We start from the raw sequence: 18,702 nt of genomic DNA, 5'->3' as shown, positions 1-18,702 counted from the left end.
GTAAAAATAGCAAGAGAAGTTTATCCCCATAAGTTGTTTATGAGAATATTATGTGACAAAAAAGATTAATTATACTTTGTGGTACCGGAAAAAAGGGGAAGAGTAAATTTACGAAAGGCCTATAAACAATTAAAGGCTGTCTCACGACAACCCCTAATCAACTTTGTTAACCTTAAATCTAATACTATTATGAAAAAACCACAGCACAAAGTTACGGTAGTTTTTGATTTTGTCAATAGTTAAAATGCTAATTAGTGTTTTCTAACATATAATAAACGCTAATTAGTTTGCAGAAAAATGTTTATCCGTGAATTTGTATTTATTTCATCGCGTAGATGCGTTGTATAATGTCTACCACCTTCATCCCCTCCAACACATTGGTAGTGATTGTTTCATGAGATTTGCCGGACAAAACGTTCACAACATTGCGAATTACAAAATTATGGTTCTGAGCAGAACCTTTATAAGGGCCGTAATCATTGCCGGGATTCGTCGGAGCCAGTTCCGGCATAACATAATCTTTTATGTGGCAATATTCTACCTCATTCATATATTGACCTCCGATCTTTATACTGCCATTCTCGGCAACGATCAACATGCTGCTTTCCATGTTCTTATCCCACACGGAAGTTGAATAGTTCAAACTTCCCATTCCGCCATTCACAAAGTCGAAAGTAACTAAGCCGGAATCTTCAAAATCGGTAAGCGCTTTGTGATTAAAGTCCGAAAAACGGGCATGAATATTACAAATATCACCAAACAACCAATACAGAATATCAATAAAATGGGAAAACTGAGTAAACAGCGTGCCGCCGTCTAACTCGGCGTTACCATGCCATCCTCCTACTTTATAATACCGCTCATCCCGGTTCCAATAACAATTAAGCTGCACCATAAACAGCTTGCCCAACTTGCCGCTTTCCACCATATCTTTAATCCAGACAGAAGGAGGCGAGTACCGGTTTTGCATAACACAAAACACCTGTTTACTATATTTGAGTGCGGTATAAACAATTTTTTCGGCATCAGTCTGCCTTAGAGCCATTGGCTTTTCCAGCACCACATGAAGTCCGTTTTGGATTGCGTCAACAGCCATTAAAGCATGCAATCCGTTAGGCGTACAGATACATACAACATCAATGGTAAGTCCTGAAGCAAGAAGTGTGGAGAAATTCGTGTAGAATGGAACAGGGTAAGCATCGATAGCTAATTCATCGCGGGAGCGAATATCACAAAGAGCAACTAACTCCGCACTTCCGTCACGAGTAATCATCTCCGCATGACGTTTTCCTATATGACCGCAACCTACTACGGCAAAACGTATTTTCTTATTTTCTCCCATGTTAATTTTCTATTTCAACGAATAGCCGTCATACCAGACTTAACTGTTTCAATAATATACAACTGCTCATCTTCAGTCAGCTCCGAATGCATTGGCAAAGACAATACCGATTTACAAAGTTTCTCCGCTTCGGTCAGTTCTACAGATAATCGGATGCACCATTTAAAAGCTTCTTGCTGGTGCAATGGCACCGGATAATAGACTATCGAAGGCACTCCTTTCTCTTTTAACCAGGCTTGCAACGCATCTCGTTTGCCGTTTTGTATCAGCAAAGTATACTGATGATACACATGCGTGGAAAATTCCGACTTTAACGGAATTGCCATATTGCTTACAAAACCAAAATGAGCGTCGTACAATTTAGCTTTCTCGGCACGAGAGGCCGCAAATGCATCCATATACCGAAGTTTCACCCCAAGTACAGCAGCTTGTATAGTGTCTAAACGGGAATTACAACCAATTATTTTATGGTGATACTTTTGTTCTTGTCCATGTGATGCTATCGTACGACAACGTAAGGCCAGATCAGGATTAGCTGTCATCAATGCACCCCCATCACCAAAACAAGCTAACGGTTTAGTAGGAAAGAAAGAAGTTGTGCCAATATCACCGATAGTTCCGGCTTTTTTACAACTACCATCTTTGAAAATGAATTCAGCCCCGATTGATTGTGCGTTATCTTCTATCAGAAAAAGTTTATATTTCTTAGCAATTACTTGGATACTCTCCATATCGCATGCCTGCCCGAACAGATGAACGGCAATAATTGCTTTTGTTTGTCGGGATATCGCTTTTTCAATCTTTGTAGCATCCATATTAAAGGTTCGTGGAGCTACGTCTACGGGTACGGGAATAAGTCCGAGTAAAGCCACTGCTTCGGCCGCAGCAGCATAAGTAAAGGCAGGAACAATCACCTCGTCTCCCGGCTTTAAGTCTAAAGCCATCAGTGCGATCTGCAACGCATCGGTTCCGTTTGCACAAGGGATTACATGAGGCACATTAAGGTAATCGCCCAACTGGTTTGCGAATTCTCTTACATGAGGACCATTTATATAAGCGCCGCTTTCAACAACAGATTGCATAGCAGCATCAATTTCTTTTTTCAGACATTGATACTGTCTTTGCAAATCTACCATTTGTATATTTTTATCAGACATTCAATTAAACGCAAGTGATTTATTTCACTTCACTACCGGGCTTTACGTTCTTGTTCGGTGAAATAACGGCTAATGTGCCATCGTTATTTTCAGCAGAAAGTATCATTCCTTCCGAAACAATGCCTTTAAGTTTTCTCGGAGCGAGATTGGCGACAAAGCAAACCTGTTTTCCTACAAGCTCTTCCGGATTATAAAACTTAGCGATACCGGAAACGATTGTTCTTGTTTCGAGTCCGTCGTCAATTTTAAATTGTAATAATTTATCTGCTTTTGGCACTTTCGTGCATTCCAACACGGTTCCAACACGTATATCTAACTTTGTAAAATCATCAAATTCGATATTTGTCCGAATAGGATTCGCCTTGTAGTCTGCTTCTTCATTCGCTTTTTTAGTATCAAACAACCGCTGTACCTGAGCTTCAATCACACTGTCTTCAATTTTCTCGAACAAAAGCGCAGATTTCCCAAGTTGATGTCCGGCTGATAATAAATCAGTAGCACCAAGACGATCCCAACCTAATGGTTCCACATTCAGCATTTTATTCAGTTTATCCATGCTAAATGGTAAGAAAGGTTCAAAAGCAATAGCTAAGTTCGCCGCGATCTGCAATGAAATATTAAGAATTGTACCTACACGTTCCATATCCGTCTTCGCTAATTTCCAGGGTTCGGTATCCGCCAGGTATTTATTTCCTATACGAGCCAGATTCATAGCCTCTTTTTGCGCGTCACGGAAATGAAAGGTATCTAACAAACGCTCCACATCCGCTTTTACGTTTGCAAAGTCTTTTAAGGTTGCCAGATCGTAATCGGTTAATTCTCCGGCAACGGGCACCTTGCCTTCGAAATATTTTTCCGTCAGCACCAATGCTCTGTTAATAAAATTACCCAGAATTGCCACTAACTCATTATTATTACGAGCCTGAAAGTCTTTCCAAGTAAAATCATTATCCTTTGTCTCGGGAGCATTTGCTGTCAGCACATAACGAAGCACGTCTTGTTTGCCCGGCATATCAATCAGATACTCGTGTAACCATACAGCCCAGTTACGTGAGGTGGAGATCTTGTCTCCTTCCAGGTTCAGGAATTCATTGGCTGGTACGTTTTCCGGAAGACAGAAAGAGCCTTCCGCCTTAAGCATCGCAGGAAAAACAATACAATGGAATACGATATTATCCTTGCCAATAAAATGAAGTATTTTTGTTTCGGGGTCCTTCCACCAGGTTTCCCAGCTATCAGGAAGCAATTCTTTTGTGTTTGAAATATAACCGATAGGCGCGTCAAACCAAACATAAAGCACCTTACCTTCGGCACCTTCAACAGGAACAGGAATACCCCAATCTAAGTCACGGCTTACCGCACGAGGTTGCAAGCCCATATCCAACCAGCTCTTGCATTGTCCATACACATTTGATTTCCATTCCTTATGATCTTCTAAAATCCATTTACGCAAAAACGGTTCGTGTTTATCCAAAGGAAGATACCAGTGTTTGGTTTCTTTCATCACAGGTACACTCCCGCTAATTGTTGATTTCGGAGCGATCAGATCAGTCGGATTAAGTGATGTTCCACAGGCTTCACATTGATCTCCATAGGCATGCTCGTTCTTACAATGAGGACATGTTCCTGTTATATAACGGTCTGCCAGGAACTGTTTAGCTTCCTCATCATAATATTGTTCACTTGTTTTCTCAAGGAACTCACCTTTATCATAAAGTTTACGAAAGAAATCAGAAGCTACTTGTTTGTGGGTTTGCGAGGTGGTACGCGAATAGATATCAAAGGTGATACCGAAATCTTCAAAAGATTGCTTGATAATACCATGAAAACGATCTACCACATCCTGAGGTGATACGCCTTCTTTCTTTGCGCGAATGGTAATGGGCACCCCATGCTCATCCGATCCTCCTATCATCAAGACCTCTTCACCCTTCAATCTGAGGTAACGCGCATAAATATCCGCAGGTACATAAACACCGGCTAAGTGTCCGATATGAACGGGACCGTTTGCATAAGGTAATGCAGTTGTTATCAACGTTCTTTTGAATTGCTTCTCCATACTTTGTGTTATCTATTTGGGGCACAAAGGTACGTTTTTTTTGCCAATACCGGTTCTACAACACTGACTTTCTACATACCCCAACCTTCCCTGTCGAGGCTCCTGTAATTAATGGCTTCGGCCAGATGCCGGGCTTCTATTTTGTCCGCACCTTCCAGATCAGCGATCGTACGCGAAACCTTCAGTATACGGTCGTAAGCACGAGCAGAAAGATTCAGTCTATTCATCGCGTTCTTCAGTAATCCTAAACCGGCTTCATCCGGACTGGCATATTGTTGAAGCAATTTGGTATTCATTTGAGCATTGCAATACACCCCTCCGATAGATTCAAATCGTTTTTCCTGAATCAGACGAGCATTTACCACTCGTTCACGAACCGAAGTGCTTGATTCAGATGGTCGCTGCTCCGATATTTTCTCAAAAGGCACAGGAACAATCTCAATCTGTATATCGATCCGATCAAGCAAAGGGCCTGAAATTCGGTTCATATATTTTTGTACGGCTCCGGGAGAACATAAACATGGGCGATCCGGGTGATTATAGAAACCACAAGGACAAGGGTTCATTGACGCAATCAGCATAAATCCTGCCGGATAATCTACGGCAAAACGAGCCCTTGAGATAGTTATGCACCGATCTTCCAACGGCTGCCTCATTACTTCCAACACGTTTCGATTAAATTCCGGTAGTTCATCCAAAAATAAAACACCATTATGAGAAAGGCTTATTTCACCAGGTTGAGGAAACGTCCCACCTCCTACCATGGCGACATTTGAGATCGTATGATGCGGAGAACGAAACGGACGCTGAGCCATCAAGGCCATCCCCCGGTCCATTTTTCCGGCAACGGAATGGATCTTGGTTGTCTCCAATGATTCCTGAAGCGTGAAAGGAGGCAGAATAGAGGGTAAACGTTTGGCAAGCATTGATTTTCCGCTACCGGGAGCTCCTATCATCAACAGATTATGTCCACCTGCAGCGGCAACTTCCAAAGCACGCTTTACATTTTCCTGTCCTTTCACATCCGAAAAGTCAAGGTCATAATTCAACTGTTGCTTATAAAATTCTTCCCGCGTGTTTACGATTGTAGGTTCAAGCGTTCGTTTCTTATTGATAAATTCAATCACTTCTTTGATCGTCTCCACCCCGTATACTTCCAGATTATCTACCACCGCGGCTTCTCTTGCGTTCTGTTTCGGAACAATCAGTCCCTTAAATCCTTCTTCTCTGGCTTTAATCGCAATAGGCAACACTCCTTTTACCGGCTGCAAACTCCCGTCTAACGAAAGTTCTCCCATCATCATATAGTTTTCTAGTCTTTCAGCATCGATCTCTTCGGCGGCAGCAAGTATCCCCAATGCCAATGGAAGATCATAGGCCGAACCCTCTTTGCGTATATCGGCAGGAGCCATATTCACCACAATCCGGCTACGGGGGAATTTATAACCGCTAACCTGAAACGCGGAAATAATTCGTTCATGACTTTCTCGGACAGCCACATCGGGCAGTCCTACCAAAAAGAATTGGATCCCTTTTGTACAACTCACTTCGATTGTCACAATAGTAGCGGAGATGCCCTGCACAGCAGCAGCATAAGATTTTACAAGCATAATTAAGGAAAGGTTTTTCGTTAAGACATTAATCTTCTTTATACAACAAATTGTCGAGGGTCTGCATTATTTCGGCACCATTATCTGTTTTAAGTATTATTTTATCATTTTCGTCTATCAGAAAACAACGAGGCAACGCGCTCACATTATATAGATCAAACAATATCGCGGCCTGATTGGCGGAATCGGTAACTACATTCCATTGGATCGAATCTTTTTTCAGAAGATCTCGCACTTCATGCGAATCAGCATCCAGACTAACTAACAAAACGTCCAATTCTTCCTCTTTATATTTAGTTACGACTTTGTCCAAATGCAGAATATCCGTCTGACACATTTCACACCAGGGAGCAATAAAAGCAAGCAACTTATAGTCTGCGCCTAAGGAATCGAGCGTAAAGGACTTTCCATAAATGTTTTTAACTGCGAATTCCGGAGCTTCAGCTCCTAAAGCAGTACGTTTGGCACGGACACTATACTCAGACAATTCCTTTACCAAATAAAAGTTTTTCAATTGCGGATCAAGCACGGCTAACAATTCATCCAATTTCCGTGTATCATCCGGAACCACAAAATAAGATTCAATCAATACTACTGCAGCACCTTCTTTCGGATTGTCACATATATAAGCTAAGGCAGACTCTTCGATCTGATGCCCTACATTCGTGAGCTTTGACGAAAGATCAGTATTTCCGGAAGTTGCATCATTCGTTTCGGCTAAAGCGATTCTTAAATCAGCCTGTTCCTTTATCAGAGAAGAGATACTCTTATAAAATCCCGCCAGTTTATCATTAATTCTCCCTCCTTTTATATGGAGAAGTTGCGGATAAACGATATCTCCGGTTATGGAAATTTTCTGTTGGGGTTCCAGATAAACCGTTACAGGCTTTGTGCGGTGTTCAAAAAAAAGTGTCGCGGAATTAAACCCTTCCTGGTCAAGTTCGAATTTAAATTTACCGGGAGACAAACACACCACAGAATCCATCACCCTGTCTCCACTACCCTCATATACGATATAGACTAACGAGTCTGTCAGGTTCGTCAGCTTACCCTCCACCTTGTAAATTGCATTACTCCCACAGGAGCAAAGAAAGGCAAGGAAAATCAAAACAAGGAAATAGTTCTTAAACACCCCTTTTATTCTATCATTTATCTATTTGGGGTTAAAGATATAAATAATAATTAACAAATGATCACTGTTGCAAAAAATACTCGTGTAAAGACAAAAAAAATAGTGCCGGATAAATCCGACACTATTCAATCTTATATTATAATCGAAATTACAATTGAGGACCTGCAGGGATAAGAGCTTTAGCAGCATCATTATCGCAGTATTGTTTGAAGTTTTCGATATACATACCGGCCAATTTCTTCGCTTTAACTTCCCAGTCAGCAACATTAGCATATGTGCTACGTGGATCAAGGATGTCTGAAACGTTGTTCAATTTTGCAGGAATAGTCAGGTTCATGATTGGAACATGTACTTTTTCTGCTTTTTCGATTGATCCGTCGATGATTGCATCGATGATTGCACGCGTATCTTTCAAAGAAATACGTTTTCCTGTTCCGTTCCAACCTGTGTTCACTAAGTAAGCCTTACCGTTATGTTGGTTCATTTTTTCAACCAAACGTTTAGCATACATAGTTGGGTGCAGCGTCAAGAAAGCTTCACCAAACGCTGGAGAGAAAGATGGTTGAGGTTCAGTAATACCACGTTCTGTTCCTGCCAATTTAGAAGTAAATCCGCAAAGGAAGTGATATTGAGCCTGATTGTCATCAAGGATAGAAACCGGAGGCAATACTCCAAATGCGTCAGCAGACAGATAGATAATCTTATCAGCGTGTCCTGCACGTGAAGGAAGAACAATCTTGTTGATGTGATAGATCGGATAAGAAACACGTGTGTTTTCTGTTGTAGAACCATCAGAATAATCAATATTACCTTGATCGTCAACAGTTACGTTTTCCAATAAAGCATCACGACGGATAGCTCTCCAGATATCCGGTTCGTTTTCTTCGCTCAGGTTAATAACTTTCGCGTAGCAACCACCTTCATAGTTAAATACTCCGTGGTCATCCCATCCGTGCTCATCGTCACCGATCAAATAACGTTTTGGGTCAGCAGAAAGAGTTGTTTTACCTGTTCCTGAAAGACCGAAGAATACAGCTACATCACCATCTTTACCTACGTTAGCAGAACAGTGCATAGAAGCAATACCTTTCAATGGCAAGTAATAGTTCATCAATGAGAAAATACCTTTCTTCATTTCACCACCATACCAAGTACCACCGATAACCTGCATTTTTTCTGTCAGATCGAACAATGTGAAGTTCTCAGAGTTCAATCCGTGCTCTTGCCATTTGTCGTTAGTTGTTTTTGAACCATTCAAACATACGAAATCAGGCTCACCGTAGTTTGCCAATTCGAAGTGTGAAGGACGGATGAACATGTTAGTTACAAAGTGAGCTTGCCAAGCAACCTCAACGATGAAACGAACTTTCATGCGAGTATCTTCGTTAGTTCCGCAGTAGGTATCTACAACGTATAATTTTTTTGACTTAGAAAGTTGTTCAACAACTTTGCCTTTACAATAAGTAAATGCTTCTTTTGTACATGGGCGGTTGATAACGCCATCCCACCACAACGTATCTTTAGTCACGTCGTCTTTTACAAAATATTTGTCTTTTGGAGAACGACCGGTGAACTTACCTGTGTAAACAGCTGTTGCACCACTTTTTGTTAACTTTGCTTTTTCGAAACCTTCGTTTGCAGGATTCATTTCATCCTGATAAAGCACTTCGTAAGAAGGATTGTGTACAATTTCGAAATTTCCTTTAATTCCGTACTTGCTTAAATCTAAATTAGCCATTACGCTTTTAATTTAATAAATTACTACTTATATAACTTTTCTCTATCTCTCTAACTAATATTAAGGTCAACGTTATCAGCCTTTCAATAAGCCCCTTGTTAACCACGGAACAAATGTAGCACAAAATACCGAAACAAATCACATATTAAAGAAATTTTTCTCCAATTAAAATAAATTTAACCGCTGTTTAGAAAGTTCCTTTCAAAATGTTATTTTTTTCGTCAAAAACGAACATACAGACAGGCAAAACGGTTATTTAAACTTTCAGTAATCAATCAACCCCTGCACATACGGCTTTAGCAACGACCCTGCAATTTTTCTATACCTATTTCTCTTCGACAATCAGCCGGAAACCTTCTCCACGAATTGTCTGTATCTCCACCGAATTGTCTTTTTTCAAGTACTTTCGAATATTTGTCATAAACACATCCAAGCTGCGGGCCGTATAAAAGCTATTATCTCCCCATAAATGATTTAACATTTCATCTCTTTTAACAACCTCACCTTTATTATCCAGCAACATCTTAAGTATATTCACTTCTCGTCTGGTCAGGTTTACACGTTCACTGTCTGTTCCATCAAGCAGAAGATGTTTCTGCTGCACGTTGAGGCGATAACGAAAATTATTCCAACGACACGAATATTCAAACAGTGAAGTTTATAGGTTAAGATTACTTGTCAACAAACGACAAAAGATAACATACCGTTAGCATTTGACAAGAAAGTGATAACATATCTTTTATTTTTTTAGTCGTTTCTTTGCAAATTCAAACGTATTAAAGTACAACAAACATGATGAAAAATTTATTGATTCTGACAATATCGTTAATAACAATGATATTATGTTGCATCTACCCGATTGATTTTTATAATATAACTGAATGGATTAGTTATTTTTTCATCACCCCTTTAATATATAGTGTATTTGCTCTTTTTCCTTTGTTAAAAAGAAAACTATCGAAAAAATCAGTCTTGCTAATTACATGTGGGGCCATTTTTCTGTATTTTTAAATAGAGATTTTGCAAATAGCTTTTGGGAACAGAAACTATTTCTAATTACATTAGGAGCTATTTTTACAATATTATATAACTATCCAAAAGGGATTAATAAAGAAAGTGAGAAAAACTGACTAAAAGGTCTTTAAACCTCGAAATGAAGGGAAAACACTCAAGCTCAAAAAGGTACAATATAACTATGGATACTATTGACAATTTAAAAGGAAAACCAATTGCTAAAGAAAAAGAACCGAACGTTAATGATTGAAGTAATAATTCTTTCCATATATGCAGTTATATCAATAATAGTCATGTTGTATAATTATTGAACTTACATAAAATTTGCCATTTTGATTGATATAACATTTTTCTGGCCTGTGTCGTTTTTTAGAGGAGGTGTAGATGAGTTGGTTATTTAAGTCGAACTCATAATTAAATAGAGGACAAATTCCAACTAACTCTTTATGATTAGTTGGAATTCGTTTATTGTAAAAAAAGACTTAAATAGAAAAGCAATATATAATCTGATAAATTCTCTTAACCAACTCTTAACCTAATGATAACCTAAGATAACCAAATAAAAAGAGTTTCCTTTCAATCTTTGCATCAAACAAAGATGTATAAATAAATGAAAAAAGGAACTCTTGTAAAACAACATGACATCACTGATTGCGGAGCAGCTTGTTTGGCTTCTATTGCAGCTCATTACGGATTGAAACTTCCTATAGCGCGGATACGGCAGTATGCCTTTACGGACAAAAAAGGAACGAATATATTAGGAATGATTGAGGCTGCCTCTAAAATAGGATTGGAAGCAAAAGGGGTAAAAGGTCCATTTGAGTGCTTGGTTGATATACCCAAACCTGCCGTAGCTCACATAGTAGTAAAGGAAGTACTACACCATTTTGTTGTAATCTATAAAGTAACCGATAAATATATCGAAGTCATGGACCCGGCGGACGGACGTATCCACAGAAAATATCCTGAGGAGTTTAAGAAAGAATGGACAGGTGTACTCATTCTGATCCGACCTACCGAGAATTTTCAAACCGGAAATCTCAGGAAAAGTAATCTGAAAAGCTTTATTGAGCTTCTTCAGCCACATAAAAGCGTGATGTTTCAGGCTCTTTTCGGTGCACTTGTGTATAGCATTTACGACTGGTTTAGCCACAGCATTAATGATGCTGTAATAATATTTACAAAGAAGAAGTTATAAAAGACTTCTTCTTTGTTTTGAATAAAATAAAAGAAATATGAAAGAAAAAATAATAGATTTGAAAAAAGTAAATCTTTTCTCAGCCCTTTTTACACCTGTAGTTTTTATTACAAGTATGCTTCCTTATGCTGCTTGGACTAGTGAAAATTTCAAAGAAAATTTCACTATAATTACATTCCTGTTTTTGATTATAGCGATGATTATTGGAATTATAGTACATGAACTGATTCATGGTGTTTGTTTTGCTATGTTCACAAAGAGTGGATTTAGATCACTAAAGTTTGGCGCTATGTGGAAGCACGTGGCCTTTTATTGCCATTGCAGTGAGGATATTAAAGTGAAGTATTATATTGTGACTTTATTAATGCCTTCTATCATTCTTGGATTTATACCTTTGATTTTAGCTTATATGATTCAGTCATTTGCGCTGCTATTCTTTGCTTGCATGATGATTAGTGGAGGAGTTGGAGATTTTTATTGTGTCTGGTTATTACGAGGCATCAATAAAGACTGCCTGATTTTAGATCATCCGGACAAAGCCGGGTTTATATACGACCCGAAAGAAATCCAATAGGCGGATATCAGAAAGCTCTGAGAGAGTAGATAAATAAATCATATTAGAAATAGGAAAGGCTAAATTAATAACAGGAACACTTGTCTTATTACAAGATTCGCAAATTGAGAAAATAAACGGAGGCAGTGCCTATGAAGCTGGATACAATTTTGGTACTCAAAGCACACTTTGATGGTATGAGATCCTTCGACAAGCTCAAGATGACAATGTGTAATACAGTGAAAGTACAGCATGGGAATCAGATATGATGAGATGCTTCGGCAGGCTCAGGGTGACGTGGGTTATGCATTGATTATCTGTATTATTTAAAATTTGGAACTAATACTTTTTAAAATTTTCGTATTTTGCATCGGATTCTTCTCTTATACATAAAAAAGATTCCGCTACAATAGAAATATGAAACAAATCCAAGCTTATTTTCAATCAGAAAACCAGAATTGTTTTCATCGTATAGATGACTATACTGCGGAAGATTTACATTTGGACGAAGTTTTCCATTTGTTGGATCAAACCAGATCAGCCGTAGGTAAGCAGTATCTTTATAAAATGATCCGATGTATTCCTGAGGAAAGCAAGTTTGTCAATTTTGAGGGATGGATCAATAATTATTCATTGAATGTTTCTTTGCAAAAGAAGCTGAAGAGTTTGTTGAAAAAACTAAATAACGACAATGCGTACAAAATATATCCTTTGATAAATCAAAAATATATTCCTTATAAGAAACGGACTGTACTTTTATTCAGAGCATTACAATTGATCCCAACACTATTATTAGGTCTCTTTTTTTTAACTCATTCAGGGGGATTCATATTTGCATTATCTATCGCAATTATGCTGAATCTAATCATACACTATCGGTCTAAAATGATTTCTTTTGTTTTTTCAGACTCAATCCCTCAATTATACAATTTGCTACGAATAGCAGAGATATTAATCAAAATTCCCGAAATAAAACAAATCAAACCTGATATACCGGAAGCTCTTAGAGAAACCAATGGCTTAAAAAAACGATTATCTATTTTCAGATTTGATATGAAAATGGAGTCTGACCTCCTTGTTATTGCATGGGCTATAAATGAATTTTTCAGAATCTTCTTTCTTATCGAACCGATAGGCCTTAATAACATATTTATACGAATAGAAAAAGGGAAAAATCAATTGAAACAAGTATTTTCTTTCATTGGATTGACTGATAGTTTACAGTCGATAGCTGAAGCAAGGAAGAAATTACCCTATTATTGTATACCGGATTTGTCGGAGACAAAAAATGAGGTCACCATGAATGCCATAGATATGTATCATCCCTTAATTTCGGATTGCGTATCCAACTCTTTCTTGGCAAAGGATAAATCGTTTCTGGTGTTAGGTTCAAATATGTCCGGCAAAACTTCATTCACTCGAATGGTTGGAGTTAATTTGATAATTGCCCAGACTTTGAATATATGTTTTGCAAAACATTTTTCTTTAAAGAAATGTAAAGTACATTCATTATTGTCTGTACATGACGATTTGCTTCAGGGTAAAAGTTATTATCTGAGTGAAGTGTTACGAATGAAGGAGATTATTACTGAAACAGAAAAGGGCAATCACCTCATTCTGCTTGATGAGTTATTCAAAGGAACAAATACAGTGGAGCGCATAGCAGCAGCAAAGGCTGTATTGGATTATTTAGCTCAAAACAAAGGAAACACCATTGTAGCAGCCACGCATGACACCGAACTTGTTCCGCTTTTATCTTCCAACTACATTCCTTTATATTTTACTGAAAACATTCAGGACAACAAATTGTCTTTCAATTATAAAATATCAACCAAACCCAACATGCTAAGAAATGCCATCCGAATTCTCAGACTATATGATTATCCGGAGACTATTGTTCAAAATGCGCTGAACTTAACAACGAACTCTTAAGTAATCGATAGAATCGTTATAAATAAGATTTTAGGAAGCAATCTGTTTCAATTGTCTTGCTATCATCCTGACCCTCCCTTCTTGTCATTCCGCCCCCCCTTGTCATCTCGCCCCTCCTTGTCATTCCGACCCTCTCTCCTTGTCATCTCGACCGAAGTGGAGAGATCTCTGCATAAAGCTACGCTAAACAGGGGATAAGCAGGTTACATCAGGTGGTATGAGATCCTTCGACAAGCTCAGGATGACAATGCGTAATGTATTGACTGTTAATTCTTATCGGATTGTTTTGTTGTGTAAAGGTTGTTGCTATAGTTGGTATAGGGCGAAAAATTTTTCGCAACTACGAACTCAGACCGTCTCTCTTTTTTAACCCAACCACCTCTTTGTCATTCCGACCGAAGTGGAGGAATCTCTGCATGGAGCTTAGTTTAATAATAGTCAGACGGTATGAGATCCTTCGACAAGCTCAGGATGACAATGGTTAATGGTATGATAATATGGTGGTTCTGTTGCGTGGTGAAGCGCTTGTCATTCCGACCGGAGTGGAGGGTTCGGAATGACAAAGGGGGAAGGGCGGGATGATAGCAAGACAATTGAAAAGAGCCGACAGCATGTATGAAATTTAACGGAATTATCGTTAAATATATATAAATGTACGATGAAGAAATTATTATTGGTCGTTTAAAACACAACATAAACACCGGAAATATGTGGAGATATACCTTTATTTATGACTAATTCTCTTTATGTCTTTCAACAAAAACACCGATTTCACCGAAAATAGATAGGTTATCTTTTTAGAAATAAAGGATATTTTGAAAAAAACATCCTTTATTGCCAAAAAGATATAGTAATATCAAATCTCACGGAAAACAACTCTCACAAAAGACCTCGCTAAAATCAGCTCTAAGACACTCGCTCGAAAAATGGACACAAACATCATTTTCAAAAAAAGACACGGCGAAATCGTTCAAAATAAAATAGTCTTATTTTTTGTTAATACGGCTTTATGCGAAGAAAGCCATTTTACAAAACACCGCTTCATCTCTTACTCCGGGGATGATGCTCTAATATTTCGCGGCGGAGAGCTTCACGATCGATATGGGTGTAAATTTCTGTGGTAACGATACTTTCATGGCCAAGCATCTCTTGAATGGCACGCAGGTTTGCGCCTCCTTCGAGCAGGTGGGTAGCGAATGAATGCCGGAAGGTATGCGGACTTACGTTTTTCTTTATCCCGGCCAACTCTGCCTGCTGCTTGATTACGTGAAACACCATGATGCGAGACAAAGCAGTACCTCTTCTACTCAAAAACAGGGTATCTTCAAACCCCTTCTTCACGGTTACTAAGTTGCGGTCGTACAGGTAATTCCTTATTTCCCGAATGGCTGTTTGCGATATCGGGACAAGACGCTGTTTGCTGCCTTTCCCCTCTACCCGAATAAATTCTTCATCAAAATAAACATCGGAATAGCGGAGTGAGGTCAGCTCCGAAACTCGTAATCCGCAACTATACAACACCTCCAGCATGGCGCGGTTTCGTTGTCCCTCCGCTTTGGAAAGATCGATTGTATCTAACATATCGTTTATTTCGGCAACAGTGAGCACCTCAGGAATTTTCATTCCAATCTTAGGAGCTTCAAGCAGCTCGGTCGGATCTAACGTAATATAACCATCCAACAGAAGATAACGGTAAAACGATTTAATCCCCGAAATAATCCGCGCCTGCGAACGGGGATGTATACCCAGATCACGAAGTCCGGCCACAAAATGCTGCAAATCTTCATAGGCAATCGCCTTATAGTCTTTGTTTTCATCACCAACATACAACAGAAGTTTATCCAGATCCGTCAGATAAGCATCAACAGAATTGCCGGACAAAGACTTTTCCAATTGGAGATAGGCCTTATACTTATTGATAATATCTATATGTCGTGTCATTGTTTCTCGCACATTTTTTTAATCAATCAAATAAAATCATTACCTTTGTGCCGTATTTTTGCTTTTTACAAATTAGCACAAAGCAAAGGTAATAAACTTACATTTCTTTTTAAGATGAAGAAGATTCAGATTATTAACGGCCCCAACCTCAATCTGCTGGGAAAAAGAGAACCAACAGTTTACGGGAATACTTCGTTTGAGGCTTATCTGGATAAACTACGCGGATTGTATCCTCATTGTGAAATTTTTTATTACCAGAGTAATATCGAAGGTGAATTGATAAACAAAATTCACGAAGTCGGGTTTGATTTCGACGGGATTGTATTGAATGCCGGAGCATACACGCATACGTCTGTAGCCCTGCATGACGCGATTAAGGCTATAGAAACGCCGGTGGTTGAGGTTCACATCTCAAATGTGCACACACGTGAAGCGTTTCGTCATGTCTCTCTCATCTCGGCCGCCTGCAAAGGAGTGATCCTTGGCTTTGGAATGAATTCTTACCGCCTTGCCCTTGAGGCGTTTCAGTAACTGATAATGCGGTGTTATATAAAAGTTTTAGATTAATTTATTATTAGGTATATGTTAAAGCATACGAAGATTGTTGCTACTATTTCGGACCAGCGTTGTGAAGTGGATTTTATTGATTCATTGTATAAAGCGGGAATGAATGTTGTGCGTTTGAATTCCGCGCACATGAATGAAGAAGGATTTAACCGTGTAACGAACAATACGCGCGCAGTGTCTAACCGCATCGCGATTTTAATGGACACAAAAGGTCCCGAAGTGCGCACAACTGTTTCTAAAGGACCAATCGAGTTCAAAACAAAAGAATTAGTTAAAGTTGTAGGAGATCCGAACAGGGAAACAACACACGAATGTATCAGTGTATCTTATCCTAATTTCGTTAACGATATGACGGTTGGCAGTGAAATGCTGATTGATGACGGAGATCTGGACCTGAAGGTGATGGAAAAACACGCGGATTACCTGATTTGTGAGGTTGAGAATGATGCTGTATTAGGCAGCCGGAAGAGTGTAAATGTTCCCGGTGTGCGTATTAATCTGCCTTCGCTGACGGAAAAAGACCGCAAGAATATCCTTTTCTGTATTGAGAATGATCTTGACTTTATCGCGCATTCTTTTGTTCGTAACAAGCAGGATGTTTTGGATATCCAACGTATTCTGGACGAACACAACAGCCCGATCAAAATTATTGCCAAGATCGAAAACCAGGAAGGTGTTGATAACATCGACGAAATTCTGGAGGTTACTTATGGTATCATGATTGCCAGAGGGGATCTGGGAATTGAAGTTCCTGCCGAAAAAATACCGAGTATTCAACGTATGATCATACGTAAATGCGTAGAGGTTAAAAAGCCGGTGATCGTTGCGACTCAGATGCTTCACTCGATGATTAATAACCCCCGCCCTACCCGTGCGGAAGTGACCGATATTGCCAACGCTATTTATTATCGTACAGACGCGTTAATGCTTAGTGGAGAAACTGCTTATGGAAAATATCCGCTCGAAGCTGTACAAACCATGACGAAAGTAGCGCGTGAAGCAGAAAAATCAAAGCTTTCGGCAAACGATATACGTGTTCCTATTGAAGGAAACGACCTCGACGTAACTTCTTATTTAGCAAAACAAGCGGTAAAGGCATCTTCTAAACTGCATGTGAAAGCAATCGTTACAGATAGTTACTCCGGCAGAACGGCGCGTTATCTGGCGGCTTTCCGTGGCACGGCTACTGTTTTCGCGATTTGTTATAATGAACGAGTAATGCGTATGCTTGCCCTGTCTTACGGCGTATGGGCTGCCTACCAACCCTGGAACGACAGTCGTCGCGCTTATTTTTTCGACGCGCTTAACGAACTGAAAAAGAGCGGGCGTCTTACTTGCAATGATATGTTTGCTTACCTGAGTGGTAGCTTCGGCGAAGGAGGCGGAACCTCATTCCTTGAAATCAACAATGTAGGTAAAGTATTGAACGCAAGAGATAAATACTCGCTCCCTACGTTTACTGAAAAGAAAAAATAATGAATCAGGAGGCGGTAGAAGATTATATTCTAGCACACATCGATGAGGAAGGCGAATTGCTTTCAACGCTTTGTCGTGACGCCAACGTAAATCTTTTACGCCCAAGGATGCTTTCCGGACATCTTCAGGGAAGGATATTAAAAATGTTCTGCCGCATGTTAGCTCCCCGGCGCATCCTTGAAATAGGCACTTACACCGGCTATGCCACCTTGTGCATGGCCGAGGGTTTGCCGGACAACGGATTGATTCACACGATAGAAATTAACGACGAGATGGAGGACTTCATACAGAAGTATCTGTCTCGTTCTCCTGATAAGGAAAAAGTAAAAGTGCACTTTGGTGACGCGATGGAAATAATCCCAACGCTGGATGAAACATTCGATCTGATTTTTATTGACGCCGACAAGCGTTTATATTCGGATTATTACGATCTTGTGTTTCCCAAAGTTCGTAAAGGCGGACTTATATTAGCAGACAATACATTATGGGACGGTAAGGTTTTGGAAAAGCCGGCTGTATCCGACAAACAAACAATCGGCATTCTGGAGTTTAACGACAAGATCAAAAACGACCCGAGAGTGGAAAAGGTGATCCTTCCGCTTCGTGACGGGCTGACAATGATCCGAATAAAATAAAAAAGAGTATGGAAAGTACAAGATTAAGTAAAATAGAAAGACTGATACAGAAAGAATTAGGCGATATATTCCAAAAACAAACGCAAGGCATGCCGGGAACGCTGATATCTGTCAGCGCGGTACGTGTAAGTCCTGATCTTAGTATTGCCCGCGCTTACCTCAGTATCTTCCCTTCGGCAAAAGGCCCGGAACTGCTGGAGGCAATACGCGCGAACACGAAAGCTGTACGCTACGATTTAGGCCAACGTGTTCGTATGCAGCTACGTAAAATTCCCGAATTATCGTTTTTCATCGACGATTCGCTTGATTATATCGAGAAAATAGACAATCTCCTTAAATAACAGATTT

The 18,702-nt window shown here is 39.5% G+C and carries 14 protein-coding genes and 1 pseudogene; 7 read left to right on the top strand and 8 right to left on the bottom strand.

The window, feature by feature from the left end:
- Nucleotides 1-319 precede the first annotated feature (319 nt).
- From B9Y81_RS14135 to B9Y81_RS14105, 7 genes are all read right to left on the bottom strand, one after another.
- Complete coding sequence (locus B9Y81_RS14135; RefSeq protein WP_085537550.1) at nt 320-1,342, bottom strand: Gfo/Idh/MocA family protein; 1,023 nt, start codon at nt 1,340-1,342, stop codon at nt 320-322.
- A 14-nt stretch (nt 1,343-1,356) separates the two neighbouring features.
- Nucleotides 1,357-2,499 (bottom strand): DegT/DnrJ/EryC1/StrS family aminotransferase, encoded by a 1,143-nt coding sequence (locus B9Y81_RS14130; RefSeq protein WP_085537549.1) that lies wholly within the window; start codon nt 2,497-2,499, stop codon nt 1,357-1,359.
- Nucleotides 2,500-2,518: 19 nt separating this feature from the next.
- On the bottom strand, nt 2,519-4,558 hold the full coding sequence (gene metG / locus B9Y81_RS14125; protein WP_085537548.1) for a methionine--tRNA ligase: 2,040 nt from the start codon (nt 4,556-4,558) through the stop codon (nt 2,519-2,521).
- Between the two features lie 71 nt (nt 4,559-4,629).
- Nucleotides 4,630-6,168 carry a YifB family Mg chelatase-like AAA ATPase gene (locus B9Y81_RS14120; RefSeq protein ID WP_085537547.1) on the bottom strand — a complete coding sequence of 513 codons (1,539 nt, stop codon included), beginning with the start codon at nt 6,166-6,168 and terminating at the stop codon, nt 4,630-4,632.
- 28 nt (nt 6,169-6,196) lie between these two features.
- Nucleotides 6,197-7,300 (bottom strand): TlpA disulfide reductase family protein, encoded by a 1,104-nt coding sequence (locus tag B9Y81_RS14115; protein ID WP_085537546.1) that lies wholly within the window; start codon nt 7,298-7,300, stop codon nt 6,197-6,199.
- A 148-nt stretch (nt 7,301-7,448) separates the two neighbouring features.
- Nucleotides 7,449-9,038, bottom strand: coding sequence for a phosphoenolpyruvate carboxykinase (ATP) (pckA, locus tag B9Y81_RS14110; protein WP_085537545.1), 1,590 nt, complete (start codon nt 9,036-9,038; stop codon nt 7,449-7,451).
- Nucleotides 9,039-9,363: 325 nt separating this feature from the next.
- Nucleotides 9,364-9,642 (bottom strand): winged helix-turn-helix domain-containing protein, encoded by a 279-nt coding sequence (locus B9Y81_RS14105; RefSeq protein WP_085537544.1) that lies wholly within the window; start codon nt 9,640-9,642, stop codon nt 9,364-9,366.
- Nucleotides 9,643-10,662: 1,020 nt separating this feature from the next.
- Between B9Y81_RS14105 and B9Y81_RS14100 the strand changes: the two are divergent.
- The 3 genes and pseudogenes from B9Y81_RS14100 to B9Y81_RS14090 all read left to right on the top strand — a co-directional run.
- Nucleotides 10,663-11,187, top strand: a pseudogene (locus B9Y81_RS14100) (cysteine peptidase family C39 domain-containing protein); the annotation flags it as partial.
- A gap of 100 nt (nt 11,188-11,287) precedes the next feature.
- Nucleotides 11,288-11,824, top strand: a complete 537-nt coding sequence (locus B9Y81_RS14095) for a DUF3267 domain-containing protein (protein ID WP_085537542.1) — start codon at nt 11,288-11,290, stop codon at nt 11,822-11,824.
- 396 nt (nt 11,825-12,220) lie between these two features.
- Complete coding sequence (locus tag B9Y81_RS14090) at nt 12,221-13,735, top strand: MutS-related protein (protein ID WP_085537541.1); 1,515 nt, start codon at nt 12,221-12,223, stop codon at nt 13,733-13,735.
- Between the two features lie 1,041 nt (nt 13,736-14,776).
- Here the strand turns inward: B9Y81_RS14090 and xerD are convergent.
- Nucleotides 14,777-15,676 carry a site-specific tyrosine recombinase XerD gene (gene xerD / locus B9Y81_RS14085; RefSeq protein ID WP_085537540.1) on the bottom strand — a complete coding sequence of 300 codons (900 nt, stop codon included), beginning with the start codon at nt 15,674-15,676 and terminating at the stop codon, nt 14,777-14,779.
- 114 nt (nt 15,677-15,790) lie between these two features.
- Here xerD and aroQ point away from each other — a divergent pair, with 114 nt between their 5' ends.
- The 4 genes from aroQ to rbfA are packed head-to-tail and all read left to right on the top strand — an operon-like array spanning nt 15,791 to nt 18,695.
- A complete protein-coding gene (gene aroQ / locus B9Y81_RS14080; protein WP_085537796.1) occupies nt 15,791-16,207 on the top strand; it encodes a type II 3-dehydroquinate dehydratase in 417 nt (138 codons plus the stop codon).
- A gap of 51 nt (nt 16,208-16,258) precedes the next feature.
- Entirely contained in the window at nt 16,259-17,719 is a 1,461-nt protein-coding gene (gene pyk / locus B9Y81_RS14075; protein ID WP_085537539.1) for a pyruvate kinase, read from the top strand.
- Complete coding sequence (locus B9Y81_RS14070) at nt 17,719-18,354, top strand: O-methyltransferase (RefSeq protein WP_085537538.1); 636 nt, start codon at nt 17,719-17,721, stop codon at nt 18,352-18,354. Before pyk ends, B9Y81_RS14070 begins: the two co-directional genes overlap by 1 nt.
- Nucleotides 18,355-18,362: 8 nt before the next feature.
- Nucleotides 18,363-18,695, top strand: coding sequence for a 30S ribosome-binding factor RbfA (gene rbfA, locus B9Y81_RS14065; protein WP_085537537.1), 333 nt, complete (start codon nt 18,363-18,365; stop codon nt 18,693-18,695).
- Nucleotides 18,696-18,702: the final 7 nt, after the last annotated feature.

Origin of the sequence: Massilibacteroides vaginae (assembly GCF_900178525.1) — a bacterium.
GTDB lineage: Bacteria > Bacteroidota > Bacteroidia > Bacteroidales > Tannerellaceae > Massilibacteroides > Massilibacteroides vaginae.
This window is presented reverse-complemented; position numbering and strand designations above follow the sequence as displayed.